This window comes from Streptomyces venezuelae, assembly GCF_008642275.1.
Classification (GTDB): Bacteria; Actinomycetota; Actinomycetes; order Streptomycetales; family Streptomycetaceae; genus Streptomyces; species Streptomyces venezuelae_E.
Window position 1 is genome coordinate 5,017,518 of record NZ_CP029189.1, and the last position, 13,048, is coordinate 5,030,565.

The following is a 13,048-nucleotide window of genomic DNA, read 5'->3' on the forward strand; positions in this document are numbered from 1 at the left end:
CTTCCGGGAGGTGAGGGGCTTAGGCCTCGAAGACCTCGTTCAGCAGGAGCTGCTGCTCCGCCTGGTGGCGCTTCGCGGAGCCCACCGCCGGGGACGAGCCGTGCGGACGCGAGATGCGCCGCAGGCGCTCGCCCGCCGGGACGTCCGCGCCGACCGCCAGGTCGAGGTGGTCGATCAGGTTCAGCGCGATGAACGGCCACGCACCCTGGTTCGCCGGCTCCTCCTGCGCCCAGATGTACTTGGCCGCGTTCGGGAACTTCGCGATCTCCGCCTGGAGCTCCGCACCGGCGAGCGGGTACAGCCGCTCGATGCGGATGATCGCGGTGTCCGTGATGCCGCGCTTCTCGCGCTCGGCCTCCAGGTCGTAGTAGACCTTGCCGGCGCAGAAGACGACCTTGCGGACCGCGTTCGCGTCCACCGTGGTGTCGCCGATGACCGGACGGAACGAACCGGTCGTGAACTCCTCCGCCTTCGACGCCGCGGCCTTCAGACGCAGCATCGACTTCGGGGTGAAGACGATGAGCGGCTTGTGGTGCGGGTTGTGGACCTGCCAGCGCAGCAGGTGGAAGTAGTTCGAGGGGAGGGTGGGCATGGCCACCGTCATGTTGTCCTGCGCGCACATCTGCAGGAAGCGCTCGGGACGCGCGGACGAGTGGTCCGGGCCCTGGCCCTCGTAGCCGTGCGGGAGGAGCAGCGTGACGCCGGAGGTCTGGCCCCACTTCTGCTCGGCCGAGGAGATGAACTCGTCGACGACGGTCTGCGCGCCGTTGACGAAGTCACCGAACTGGGCCTCCCAGAGGACCAGCGCGTCCGGACGGGCCAGCGAGTAGCCGTACTCGAAGCCCATGGCCGCGTACTCGGAGAGCAGCGAGTCGTAGACGTTGTAGCGGGCCTGGTCCTCCGACAGGTAGAGGAGCGGGGTGTAGTCCTCGCCCGTCTCCCGGTCGATGAGGACCGCGTGGCGCTGGCCGAAGGTGCCGCGGCGGGAGTCCTGGCCGGACAGCCGGACCGGGGTGCCCTCCATCAGCAGCGAGCCGAAGGCGAGCGTCTCGCCCATGCCCCAGTCGATGGTGCCCTCGTCGATCATCGCCGCACGGCGCTGCAGCTGCGGCAGCAGACGCGGGTGGACGGTGACGCCCTCGGGGATGGTGACCTGGGATTCGGCGATCCGCTTGACGACGTCCTGGGAGATTGCGGTGTTCACGGCGACCGGGAAGACCGCGGACGTGCCCGGGGCTGCCGGCGCGATGGCCGCGGGCTGCGTGGCGGCCTCGCGGACCTCCGCGAAGACCTTCTCCAGCTGGCCCTGGAAGTCCTGGAGCGCCTGCTCGGCCTCTTCCAGGGTGATGTCGCCGCGACCGATGAGGGACTCGGTGTAGAGCTTGCGCACCGAGCGCTTCTTGTCGATCAGGTCGTACATCAGCGGCTGGGTGAAGGCCGGGTTGTCGGACTCGTTGTGGCCGCGGCGGCGGTAGCAGATGAGGTCGATGACCACGTCCTTGTTGAACGCCTGGCGGAACTCGAAGGCGAGCCGCGCGACACGGACGACGGCCTCCGGGTCGTCGCCGTTCACGTGGAAGATCGGCGCCTCGATCATGCGGGCCACGTCGGTCGCGTACATGGACGAACGCGAGGACTCCGGGGCGGCGGTGAAGCCGACCTGGTTGTTGATGACCACGTGCACGGTGCCGCCGGTGCGGTAGCCGCGCAGCTGCGACATGTTCAGCGTCTCGGCGACGACGCCCTGGCCCGCGAAGGCCGCGTCGCCGTGGAGCGCGAGCGGGAGGACGGTGAAGTCCGTGCCGCCCTTGTTGATGACGTCCTGCTTGGCGCGGGCGACACCCTCCAGGACCGGGTCCACGGCCTCCAGGTGCGAGGGGTTCGCGACGAGCGAGACCTTGATCTGCTCGCCGTCCAGGCCCGTGAAGGTGCCCTCGGCGCCCAGGTGGTACTTGACGTCGCCGGAGCCGTGCATGGACTTCGGGTCGAGGTTGCCCTCGAACTCGCGGAAGATCTGCGCGTACGACTTGCCGACGATGTTCGCGAGGACGTTCAGGCGGCCGCGGTGGGCCATGCCGATGACGACCTCTTCGAGGCGGGCCTCGGCGGCCGAGTCGATGACGGCGTCGAGCAGCGGGATGACGGACTCGCCGCCCTCCAGGGAGAAGCGCTTCTGGCCGACGTACTTCGTCTGCAGGAAGGTCTCGAAGGCCTCCGCCGCGTTCAGGCGGCGCAGGATGCGCAGCTGCTCCTCGCGCTCCGGCTTGGAGTGCGGGCGCTCGATGCGGTCCTGGATCCAGCGGCGCTGCTTCGGGTCCTGGATGTGCATGAACTCGACGCCGGTGGTGCGGCAGTACGAGTCGCGCAGCACGCCGAGGATGTCGCGGAGCTTCATCATCGACTTGCCGGAGAAGCCGCCGACCGCGAACTCGCGCTCCAGGTCCCACAGGGTGAGGCCGTGCTCGGTGATGTCGAGGTCGGGGTGCTTGCGCTGCTTGTACTCCAGCGGGTCGGTGTCGGCCATGACGTGGCCGCGGACCCGGTAGGAGTGGATCAGCTCGAAGACGCGGGCGGCCTTCGTGACGTCGTCGTCGTGCGAGGCGTCGATGTCGCGGTTCCAGCGGACCGGCTCGTACGGGATGCGCAGCGACTCGAAGACGGCGTCGTAGAAGCCGTCCTCGCCGAGCAGCAGGTTCGCGACGATGCGCAGGAACTCGCCGGAGGCCGCACCCTGGATGACCCGGTGGTCGTAGGTCGAGGTCAGGGTCATGACCTTGGAGATGCCCAGCTTGTTCAGGGTGTCCTGCGAGGTGCCCTGGAACTCGGCGGGGTAGTCCATGGAGCCGACGCCCATGATGACCGACTGTCCGGGCATCAGACGCGGCACGGAGTGCACGGTGCCCAGGCCGCCGGGGTTGGTGAGGGAGCACGTCACGCCGGTGAAGTCGTCCATCGTCAGCTTGCCGACGCGGGCGCGGCGGACGATGTCCTCGTAGGCCTGCCAGAACTCGAAGAAGTTGAGGGTCTCGGCCTTCTTGATGCCGGCGACGACGAGCTGGCGGTCGCCGTTGGGCTTCACCAGGTCGATGGCGAGGCCGAAGTTCACGTGGTCGGGCTTGACCAGGGTCGGCTTGCCGTCCTTCTCCGCGAAGGAGTAGTTCATCGACGGCATGGCCTTGATGGCCTGCACCATCGCGTAGCCGATGAGGTGCGTGAAGGAGATCTTCCCGCCCCGGGCCCGCTTCAGGTGGTTGTTGATGACGATGCGGTTGTCGAACAGCAGCTTCACCGGGACGGCGCGGACGGACGTGGCCGTCGGGACGTCGAGGGAGGCGTTCATGTTCTTCGCGACGGCAGCCGCCGGGCCGCGGAGCGTCACCAGCTCGGGGCCCGCGGGGGCCTCGGTGGCGGGCGCGGCCGTCTGGGGGGCTACGGAGGAGGGGGCGGGCGCGGCCGGTGCGGCGGCCGGGGCCTGGGAGGTGACAGTCACAGCAGGGGCACCAGAGGGGGTGGCAGGAGCAGGGGCAGGAGCTGACACAGGCGTGGGCGCGGCCGTCGGGGCAGGCGCTGCGGCGCGCGCCGCCCCCGTGGCGGCGGCGTCGGTGGCCTGCGGCGCCGCGGTGACGGTGGCGGCCTGTGCGGAGGCGCCGTCCGTCGTCGCGGGCTTCTCGGGACCGTCCGACTTCACCGGAGCGACAGCGCCCCCCGGCTTGTAGTCGGCGAAGAAGTCCCACCAGGCCCGGTCGACCGAGTTCGGGTCCTGGAGGTACTGCTGATAGATCTCGTCGACGAGCCACTCATTGGCGCCGAAGCCTGAGGCAGGGTTCTTCCCGCCCTCTGCTGCTTCGGTCGTGGTGCTCGGGTTACTGGGGGACTGTGGCGACACGGCGGCAACCGCCCTCTTCCGCTTCACAAGGTATGGACAGCGGGAATAAAGGCTACGCCTCCTCGGGCGCTGCATGCAGGCCGGGCGGGACTTACGTCGCGCAGGTCACATCGAACGGCGGGTTTCGGCACGTGGAATGGCGGGAAACGAGCCTGGTTCGGGTAGGGGGCACCGAGGTTGCGGCCCCCTTGGCTTCGCACCCCTGACGGACCCCGGGTACGTGTGGCCGAGATCATGTCCTTCCCACTCGAACCCTACGTCAACACGGGACCTACGAGCTGCCCGGAAGCGTGACGAGGATGCGGCAGCCGCGTGACGATTCGGCCACTCCGATCCGGCCCCCGTGCAGCTCCACGGCCCAGCGGGCGATCGCCAGGCCCAGTCCGGTGCCTCCGTCGCCGCCGCGCGCGCTGCCCCGGTTGAACCGCTCGAAGACCCGGTGGCGCTCGGCCTCGGGGATGCCCGGGCCCTCGTCCCGTACCTCCAGCACCAGGCTTCCGGGGGCGTCGCCCGTCCGGGCGCGTACCGTGACCCGGCCGTGCGGAGGGCTGTGCTTGACCGCGTTGTCGATCAGATTCGCGACGACCTGGTGCAGCCGCTCGGCGTCCGCGTGGGCCCACAGCTCGGGCGGGAAGACGTCGAGGTGCAGGTGCACGTCGTTGCGGGTGTGCCCGCCCGAACCGGAGAGCAGTCCCGGCCGGCCGGCGGCCGCCAGCCGCGATTCCTTCAGGACGCCCGACAGGTACGGCCACACCTCGAAGCGGCGGGCGCGCAGCGGCACCACGCCGTTGTCGACCCGGGACAGGTCCAGCAGGGTCTCCACGAGCCCGCCGAGCCGCTCGGTCTGCTTCAGCATCGTGCGCATGGTCTCCGGATCGGCGGCCGAGACCCCGTCCACCACGTTCTCCAGCACGGCCCGCAGCGCCGCGATGGGCGTGCGCAGCTCGTGCGAGACATTGGCGACGAGCTCCTTGCGGTGCCGGTCCACGGCCTCCAGGTCGTCCGCCATCAGGTTGATGGTGGCGGCCAGGTCGCCCAGCTCGTCGCGGCGGCCCGCCCCGCGTACCCGCCGGGTGAAGTCGCCGTGGGATATCGCGCGGGCCACCGTCGTCATGTCGTCCAGCGGCGCCGTCAGGCTGTGCGCCACGAACTGGGTGATCAGCATCGAGGCGATCACCGAGAAGACCGTGATGAAGCGCAGCTCGGTGTCGGTGCGCAGGGCCACCAGCAGCAGGCCCGTCGTGATGAAGACCGAGACCACGACGAGCGTGCCCAGCTTGGTCTTGATCGAGAAGGGCGAGAAGGGACGCAGCCCCGCCGGAGGCCGCTGGCGCGGCCGCAGCCGGTTCGGCGGGCCGCTCATGCCTGGGCCGGGGTCTCCAGGGCGTACCCGACGCCGTGGACCGTACGGATCCGCTCCGCGCCGATCTTGCGGCGCAGGGCCTTGATGTGGCTGTCGACGGTACGGGTCCCGGACGCGTCGGCCCAGTCCCACACCTCGGCCAGCAGCTGCTCGCGGGAGAGCACCGCCCGCGGGGTCCCGGCCAGGCACACCAGCAGGTCGAACTCGGTGGGGGTCAGGTGCACGTCCTCGGTGTGCACCCGGACCCGGCGCTGCGCGTGGTCGATCTCCAGGTCGCCCAGGCGCAGGGTGGCCCCGCGCGGGGTGTGCGCGGCCATGGTGGCCCGCTCCACGCGCCGCAGCAGTACGTGGACCCGGGCGGCCAGCTCGCGCATCGAGAACGGCTTGGTCATGTAGTCGTCCGCGCCGACCCCGAGCCCGACCAGCAGGTCGGTCTCGTCGTCGCGCGCGGTGAGCATGAGGACCGGCACGGGCCGCTGGGCCTGGACCCGGCGGCAGACCTCCAGGCCGTCGAAGCCGGGCAGCATGATGTCGAGGACCAGCAGCTCGGGCAGCCAGCTCTCGGCCGCCGCGACGGCCGAGGGGCCGTCTCCCGCGGTCTGCACCTGGAAGCCCTCGGCGCGCAGACGGGCCGCGATGGCCTCGGCGATGGTGTGGTCGTCCTCGACGACCAGCACACGCCGCTGGGCGCCGGGTGTCGCCGCGGCGCTCTGATGGGTGGTGTGTGTCTGTTCCATGTCCGCCCCTGAAGATCCCGCGTGAATGGGGTGCAGCGTAGAGGAGGCGTCGGCCTGCGGCTACGTGGGGTTCGGACATGGCATATGTGCTGGACCACAGTAAACGGAATGTGTGGTACCGGGTGCCGGTGCCCCCGCGGGACCGGCACCCGGCGGGCGAGACCGGTCAGGTGCCTCGCCGTCCTTGCCCTCCGGGGGGCGTCCGGAGGTGTTCGGGGGGTGCCCCGGGTGGTGCCCGTGGGGTGCCCGGGGAGGCCTACAGGGTCAGCCCGTGGCCGTGCGGGAAGACGGGGTCGAGGGTGTCGTTCGGCACATCCGGACGGGAGGCTTCGACGGCCTTCATCGAGCGCGGGAGCTCGAAGGGGAGCCGGCCCTCGGGGGTGGCGCGGCCGAAGGCCACGTCCAGCAGGGCGGCGTCGCCGGCGCCGTAGTCGGCGATCAGGGCCGCCGCGCGCTCGGCGATCTCCGGGATGACGGCGGCCCGCTCCAGGTTGATGCAGACCAGGGTCGGGATCCGGTCCAGGAGGGCCAGGATCTCCGCCAGCTCGGGCTCGGGGAAGGCCAGCGAACCCGAGTGGAAGTAGGACTCGAAGACGTTCTCGCGCGGCTCGTACGGGGTCCGCAGCCGCAGGACGGCGAGATCCGCGTCGGCCGGGTCGGTGACGACCTCGCCGTACCCGGCGGCGACGGCCGCGTCCACGTTCCGCACGTACAGCCTGGGCCCCGTGGTGAGCGGGAGCAGGCCGTCCGGGTTGGTCAGCACGGTGAGGGAGCGGCGCTGGGCCGCGGCCCCCAGGGCCGTGAAGTCGGACCGGCCGACGATCTCGGCCGCCGCGTCCGGGTCCACGTACGGGTCCTCGAACAGGCCGAGCGTGAACTTCTCCCGCAGCAGGCGGCGCACCGACTCGTCGATCCGCGACTGCGTGACGCGGCCCGAGCGCACCAGCTCCACGATCACCTCGGGGCACTGCTCGCCGCCGAACTGGTCGCAGCCGGCCTCCAGACCGCGTGCCGCCCGCTCGGCCACGCTCAGGTGCTCCAGGCCCCAGGCGCGCGCCGGGTGCACCTGCCCGAAGATCGTCGCGTCGTTGAGCAGCCCCCAGTCGCTGCAGACGATGCCCTCGAAGCCGAGCTCCTCGCGGAGGAGACCGGTGACCACGCCCTTGTTGAAGCCGAAGCCGACCTCCTCCCAGTCGGTGCCCATCGGCTGCCCGTAGTACGGCATCATCTGCGCGCACCCGGCGGCGATCGCGGCCCGGAACGGCTCCAGGTGGTGCTCGCGCATGCCGCCCGGGTAGACCTGCTCCTTGCCGTGTGCGAAGTGCGGGTCCTCGCCGTCCTTCTGCGGGCCGCCGCCGGGGAAGTGCTTGACCATGGCGGACACCGAGCCGGGCCCGAGGGCCGGGCCCTGCAGGCCCCGTACGTACGCGGCCACGAGCTCGCCCGTCAGCCGGGCGTCGGAGCCGAAGGTGCCGGACTGGCGGGCCCAGCGCGGTTCGCTGGCCAGGTCGATCTGCGGGTGCAGGGCGACGCGGAAGCCGACGGCGAGGTACTCGCGGCGGACGGTGTCCGCGAACCGCCGGACGAGCCCGGGATCACCGATGGCGGCCAGGCCCAGGGCCTCCGGCCAGGCGGAGAAGGCGCCGGAGTTGAAGGACGCGCCGATGTTGTCGGTGAAGGTGTGGCGCGGATCGGTGGAGAGGGTGACCGGGATGCCGAGGCGGGTGGCCGCGGCCATCTCCTGGACGGCGTTCTGCCAGCGGGCCATCTCGCGGGGCCCGTAGGTGCCGAGCAGGTTGAAGTGGGTGAGGGAGCGGTCCTCGATCAGCTCGGGCGTGGTGAAGGGCAGCATCGAGCCGTCGGTCTCGGTGACCGGGGTGCCGTCCGCGTTCATCATCAGCATCGAGTGGAAGAGCTGGCCGGCCTTCTCCTCCAGGGTCATCCGCGAGAGCAGGTCCGCCACGCGGCGCTCGACGGGCAGGGCGGCGTCTTTGTAGTCGGGCGTCGCGTTCATGGCGGGGCTCCTGGAGCACGGGACCGGGCGGATCGGCACGGTCACGGTAGAGCCGAAAACCGTGCACCTGCTAGGTTTTTGAAAAGTGAGCCGGGTCACACCGGTCGGGTGGCCGAAAAGGGCCGCGGCTTAAGGTGGCGCCATGGCACAGGAAACGGGGCGGCCGCAGCGCAAGGCCTCGAAGGGATCGGCCCGGGGGACCTACGCCGTCGGTGACGCCCGGCGGCAGAAGATCCTCGACACCGCCGTCGAGCACTTCGCGCAGTGGGGCTTCAACGCGTCCTCACTCGCCCGCATCGCCGCCGACTGCGGGATCACCCAGGGCGGACTGCTGCACCACTTCCGCGGCAAGGAGGACCTGCTGCTCTCGGTCCTCGCCCAGAGCGAGCAGCACGACGTGCAGCGGCTCTTCAGCGAGCCCGCGGAGTCGGTCGCCGCCCACTTCGCCACCGTCGTGGAACTCGCCGCCGACAACGAGCGGCGGCCCGGCATCGTCCGGATGTTCAACACCCTGGTCGGCGAGTCCGGCAACCCGGAACACCCGGCGCACGCGTACTTCGCCCAGCGCTACGACCGGGTGCTCGGCTACACCGTCGACCTGCTGGAGGCGGGCGTCGCACGCGGCGAACTGCGCCCGGACACCGACTGCGAGGCCGTCGGCAGGGAGACCCTCGCCGTCATGGACGGCCTGCAGATCCAGTGGGTGCTGGCGCCCGCGAGCGTGGACATGCCGGCCCGGCTGCGCGGATTCCTGGACCGGCTGCTGCGGGACGTCTCGGCCACGGGTACGGGCCTGCCGGCGCCGGGCGCGGACGTGCCGGCGCCGGGTGCGGGTGTGCACCCGGCGTGAGCTGCTCCGTACGCGGCCGGGCCGGCCGCCTGCGCGGGACCGCTGGTCCCGGACCGGCTCAGGGGGCGTCCTGGCCGCCGGTGAACGGGGGCAGCGCGTCCAGCACCCGGGTCAGGGCCTCCGGCATGGACCCCTGGTCCGCGGCCACCTCGTGCCCGTCGTGCACGAAGGCGTAGAAGAAGCCGTCGTAGATCGTGGGGCCGCCGCTGGCGATCCGGGGCAGCCGGGCGAAGTCGGCGTCCCGCAGGGCGGTGCGCAGGCCCGTGAGCTCCGCCGCGGTCAGCTTGCCGGTGCCCGTCGGCTTCGCCTGGGCGTCCAGCCGGGTGAAGGAGCCGTCGCCCTTGACGACGAGGGTGTGGGTCCGCCCGGCGAAGCCGCCGGTGCGGGTGACCCGGACCAGGGTCTCGCCGGGGGCGGGGACCCGGCCGGCGGTGGGGCTGGTGGTGGGGTCGGCCGTCGCGCCCGGGTCTGCGGACGCGCTCGTACCCGTACTCGTACCCGGACTCGGGCCACTCGGACTCGTGCCCGGACTCGTCGTCGTGCCCGGCTGCGTGGAGGGCTTCGGGGCCGGGTCGTCACCGCCGTCGGACCCCGAGGGCCCGCAGCCCGCCAGGACCACCGTGCTCAGCACCGCCACCGCCACCGCTCGTAACGCGCGCACACCCACCTCCGGGGGACTCGTGTCCAACCCCGAGTATGGAGTCCGCACACCTGTTGCGACACCTGTCCCGACCGCACGCGGAGGCCGACATCAGCCGGATCGCCCCCTGGCGCCCGATCCCGCCGCTGCTGGCCGTGCTCCTCGGCCTGTGGGGCCTGGAGCGGGGCGGCAGCATGTGGCGCGACGAGTCCGTCACCTGGCAGGTGGCCCACCGGCCGCTCGGCGGGATCGTGGAACTGCTGGGCCGGGTCGACGCCGTCCACGGCCTGCACTACGTGCTCCTGCACGGGGTGTTCCAGGTGTGGGAGGGCGGCCTGTGGGCGCTGCGGCTGCCCTCCGTCGCCGCCACCGCCCTCGCAGCCGCCGGAGTGGCCGCCGTCGCCCACCGGCTCGCGGGGGAGCGGGCCGCACTGCTCGCGGGCTGTGTCTACGCCGTGCTGCCCCCCGTGCAGATGTACGCCCAGGAGGGGCGCTCGTACGCGCTGGTCGCCGCCGCGGTGGTGTGGGCGACGTACCTGATGCTGCGCGAGCGGTGGCCGGCCTACACGGTGGTGCTGCTGATCGGCTGCTGGCTGCACGAGTTCGCCGCGCTCGCCCTGCTCGCCCACGCGTTCACGGCGTGGCGCTCGCGAGGCTGGCGCCGCAGTGCCGTCGTCGTGGCGGTCCTGCTGCTGCCGCTCGCCGTGGTGAGCGCCCGGCAGGCCGAGCAGCAGCTCGGCTGGCTCGGACGGCCGAGCTGGCAGGACTGGGTGGCGTACGCGGTGGTGGGCGCCGCGGCCCTGCTGCTCGCCCGGGGCGCCCCGGGCGACCTCGTACGGGTGGCGCTCCCGCTCGTCCTGCTGCCGCCCGGGCTGCTGATGGTGGTCTCCCTGTTCAACCCCTGGTACGTCGACCGGTACGTGATCTACGCGCTGGCCGGGCTCGCCCTGCTGGCGGGGGTCCGGCTCGCGCAGGCCGCAGGGTGGTGGCCGTGGCTGCTGGCGGGCGCGCTCCTGGTGCCGTTCGGCATCTGGTCGGTGTGGCTGCGTACGCCCGAGAGCCGCAAGGACGACGTGCTCGCGGTGGCCGCCGCGGTCCGGGAGCGGGCCCGGCCGGGGGACGCGGTGCTGTTCATGCCCTCCCGCAGGCGCGAGTGGCTGCTGTCCTCGCCCGAGCTCTACGGGGAGCTGCACGACGTGGCCCTGGACCGGAGCCCGGCGGCTTCGCACAGCCTCCAGGGCACCGAGCTGCCCCCGGACCGGATCCGCTCGGCGCTGCTGTCCTCGCCCCGGGTGATCGCCCTGCTGGACCCGGCGGGTCAGCCGCTGGACCCGTACCCCCGGGAGGCGGTCAAGCGGGAGGAGCTGGCCGCCCGCTTCGACCTCTGCTCGATCACCGGGGTGCGCGGCGCCCGGGTGGCGGTCTACGCCCGCCCGGGCACCTGCGACTGACCGTGCCGGGCTCGGGCCCACCGGCCGGGCTCGGGCCCACCGGCCGGGCTTCGGCCCACTGTCCGGGCTCCGGCCCACCCGCCGGAGCCCACCGGCCGGGCTCGGGCCCACCCGCCGTGGTGCCGCGCCGCCCGGGGTGCCGCGCCGCCCGGGAGCCGGTGCGCCGCGCACCCCCGCCCCGCGGGCCGGAGCGCGGCGGGGCGCAGGATGGGGGCGACCCGTGTCGTCCAGCCGGAGGTGCCTGCCGCATGACCACACCGCAGAACGCGCCGCTCGAAGCCCTGCCCGGAGCCCTGCCCGAGGTCCTTCCGGAAGCCCTCCCCGGACCGCTCGTCGGGGTCGACTGGCTCGCCCACCGGCTGGGAGCCCCCGGCCTGGTCCTCTTCGACGCCTCCGTCGGCGCCCACCGCGCCGCGGCCCGCAGGATCCCGGGCGCCCGCCCCTTCGACCTCGACGGACCCCTGTCCGACCACACCGCGCCCGCCCCGCACACCATGCCCGGGGCCCCGGAGTTCACCGAGGCGCTGCGTACCCTCGGCGTCGAGGACTCCGACACCGTCGTCGTCTACGACGGGGCCGGTGTCTACTCCAGCGCCCGTGCCTGGTGGATGCTGCGCGCCATGGGCTTCGACCGGGCCGCCGTCCTCGACGGGGGACTGCCCGCCTGGACCGCCGCCGGACTGCCCGTCGAGGCCGCCGCCCCCGCGTACGGGGGCCCGCGCGGCTCGTTCAGCGCACGGCCCCGGGCCGGGCTGCTGGTCGACAGCGCCACCGTCGCGCGGGCCCTGGACGACCCGGCCGCCGCCGTACTCGACGCCCGCACGCGGGAACGCTTCGCCGGTACCGCCCCCGAACCGCGCCCGGGCCTGCGCGGCGGCCACATGCCCGGCGCGGTCAACCTGCCGTTCGCCGAACTCCAGGACGCGGACGGCCTGATGCGGCCGGCCGGAGAACTGCGCGCCGCCTTCCGGGCGCTGGCGGGGGACCGGGAACGGCTCTACCTGAGCTGCGGTTCCGGTGTGACCGCCTGCGTCCTGGCCCTCGGCGCCGACCTCGCCGGATACGAGGAGATCGCGGTGTACGACGGCTCCTGGAGCGAGTGGGGCGCGCCCTCGGAACTCCCCGTGACCACCGGCGGGTGGCCATCGGCGAGCGGGGGATAGCCCCACCGGAGGCCCGGGTACGTGCCCCATCGGCCCGGGGGGCGTTCGCGACCCAGAATCGGGCCATGACCACTCACAGCACGTCCGCCCGCACGGCCCGTACCGCCCGCACCGGCCGCAACGCGCTCGCCGCGCTCGCCGCGCTCGGCGCCGGCCTCCTCCTCGCGGGCTGCTCCTTCCCGGGCGGCGCCTTCGCGGACGACGCCTACAAGACGGCGGCCGCCGACGCCACGGTCACCGAGGCGGTCAAGGCGGTGAAGGTGACGGGGGCCCGGTCCGGCTCGATCGACGTCACCCCCGGGACCGGCCCCGGCGTCACGGTCCACCGCACCGTCCACTACCGCGGGGACACCGTCCCGGCGACCGGCCAGAACGTCACCGCAGGCGTACTGACCTTCAGCGACAGCTGCACCGGGAACTGCTTCATCGACTACCGGCTGGAGGTGCCCGCCGCGGCCACGGTCGAGCTGGAGAGCTCCAGCGGCGACATCACGGTCACGGGCGTGGCGGGCGCCGAGGTGAAGGCCGACTCCGGGACGGTCACGGCCGGCCGGATCGGCGGCCCGCTGAAGGTCGGCACCTCCTCGGGCGGGATCACCGCCACCGAGCTGTCCGGCCCGAGCGCCGAGATCCGCACCTCCTCGGGCAACGCCCGCCTGGCCTTCACGAAGGCCCCGGGCTCGGTGCTCGCCGAGACCAGCTCGGGCGACGTGACCGTGGAGGTCCCCCGGGCCCCCTACCGGATCAAGGTCTCCACCGACTCCGGCGACCGTGACGTCACCCTTCCCGACGACGCCTCCGCCCCCTCCCAGCTCTCGGTGGAGACCAGTTCGGGCGACATCCGCATCTCCGCGGTCTGACGCGTTCGCCCCGGGCGAACGCGGCTCGGGGAACATCGGGAGGCGCACATGCATTGAGTCGGCAGAGCTCAACTTCACTGCCGG

9 protein-coding genes are annotated in these 13,048 nt (G+C 72.7%); 4 read left to right on the plus strand and 5 right to left on the minus strand.

The window, feature by feature from the left end; all coding sequences use genetic code 11:
- Window positions 1–19: 19 nt before the first annotated feature.
- From DEJ51_RS22530 to DEJ51_RS22545, 4 genes are all read right to left on the minus strand, one after another.
- Window positions 20–3,886 (minus strand): multifunctional oxoglutarate decarboxylase/oxoglutarate dehydrogenase thiamine pyrophosphate-binding subunit/dihydrolipoyllysine-residue succinyltransferase subunit, encoded by a 3,867-nt coding sequence (locus DEJ51_RS22530; protein WP_150259235.1) that lies wholly within the window; start codon window positions 3,884–3,886, stop codon window positions 20–22.
- 271 nt (window positions 3,887–4,157) lie between these two features.
- A complete protein-coding gene (locus DEJ51_RS22535) occupies window positions 4,158–5,249 on the minus strand; it encodes a sensor histidine kinase (protein ID WP_190620566.1) in 1,092 nt (363 codons plus the stop codon).
- Window positions 5,246–5,986 (minus strand): response regulator transcription factor, encoded by a 741-nt coding sequence (locus DEJ51_RS22540; protein WP_030011297.1) that lies wholly within the window; start codon window positions 5,984–5,986, stop codon window positions 5,246–5,248. Before DEJ51_RS22540 ends, DEJ51_RS22535 begins: the two co-directional genes overlap by 4 nt.
- A gap of 256 nt (window positions 5,987–6,242) precedes the next feature.
- Window positions 6,243–8,000 carry a glycoside hydrolase family 3 protein gene (locus tag DEJ51_RS22545; protein ID WP_150259237.1) on the minus strand — a complete coding sequence of 586 codons (1,758 nt, stop codon included), beginning with the start codon at window positions 7,998–8,000 and terminating at the stop codon, window positions 6,243–6,245.
- Between the two features lie 142 nt (window positions 8,001–8,142).
- Here DEJ51_RS22545 and DEJ51_RS22550 point away from each other — a divergent pair, with 142 nt between their 5' ends.
- Window positions 8,143–8,850, plus strand: a complete 708-nt coding sequence (locus DEJ51_RS22550; RefSeq protein WP_150259238.1) for a TetR/AcrR family transcriptional regulator — start codon at window positions 8,143–8,145, stop codon at window positions 8,848–8,850.
- Window positions 8,851–8,908: 58 nt separating this feature from the next.
- On the opposite strand, the gene DEJ51_RS22555 is transcribed toward DEJ51_RS22550, so the two are convergent.
- A complete protein-coding gene (locus DEJ51_RS22555) occupies window positions 8,909–9,511 on the minus strand; it encodes a hypothetical protein (RefSeq protein ID WP_150259240.1) in 603 nt (200 codons plus the stop codon).
- Window positions 9,512–9,546: 35 nt separating this feature from the next.
- Between DEJ51_RS22555 and DEJ51_RS22560 the strand changes: the two genes are divergently transcribed.
- From DEJ51_RS22560 to DEJ51_RS22570, 3 genes are all read left to right on the plus strand, one after another.
- Window positions 9,547–10,941 carry a glycosyltransferase family 39 protein gene (locus tag DEJ51_RS22560; RefSeq protein WP_150259242.1) on the plus strand — a complete coding sequence of 465 codons (1,395 nt, stop codon included), beginning with the start codon at window positions 9,547–9,549 and terminating at the stop codon, window positions 10,939–10,941.
- Between the two features lie 248 nt (window positions 10,942–11,189).
- Window positions 11,190–12,104, plus strand: a complete 915-nt coding sequence (locus DEJ51_RS22565; protein ID WP_150259244.1) for a sulfurtransferase — start codon at window positions 11,190–11,192, stop codon at window positions 12,102–12,104.
- 65 nt (window positions 12,105–12,169) lie between these two features.
- Window positions 12,170–12,964, plus strand: coding sequence for a DUF4097 family beta strand repeat-containing protein (locus DEJ51_RS22570; RefSeq protein WP_150259245.1), 795 nt, complete (start codon window positions 12,170–12,172; stop codon window positions 12,962–12,964).
- The last annotated feature ends 84 nt before the right edge of the window (window positions 12,965–13,048 follow it).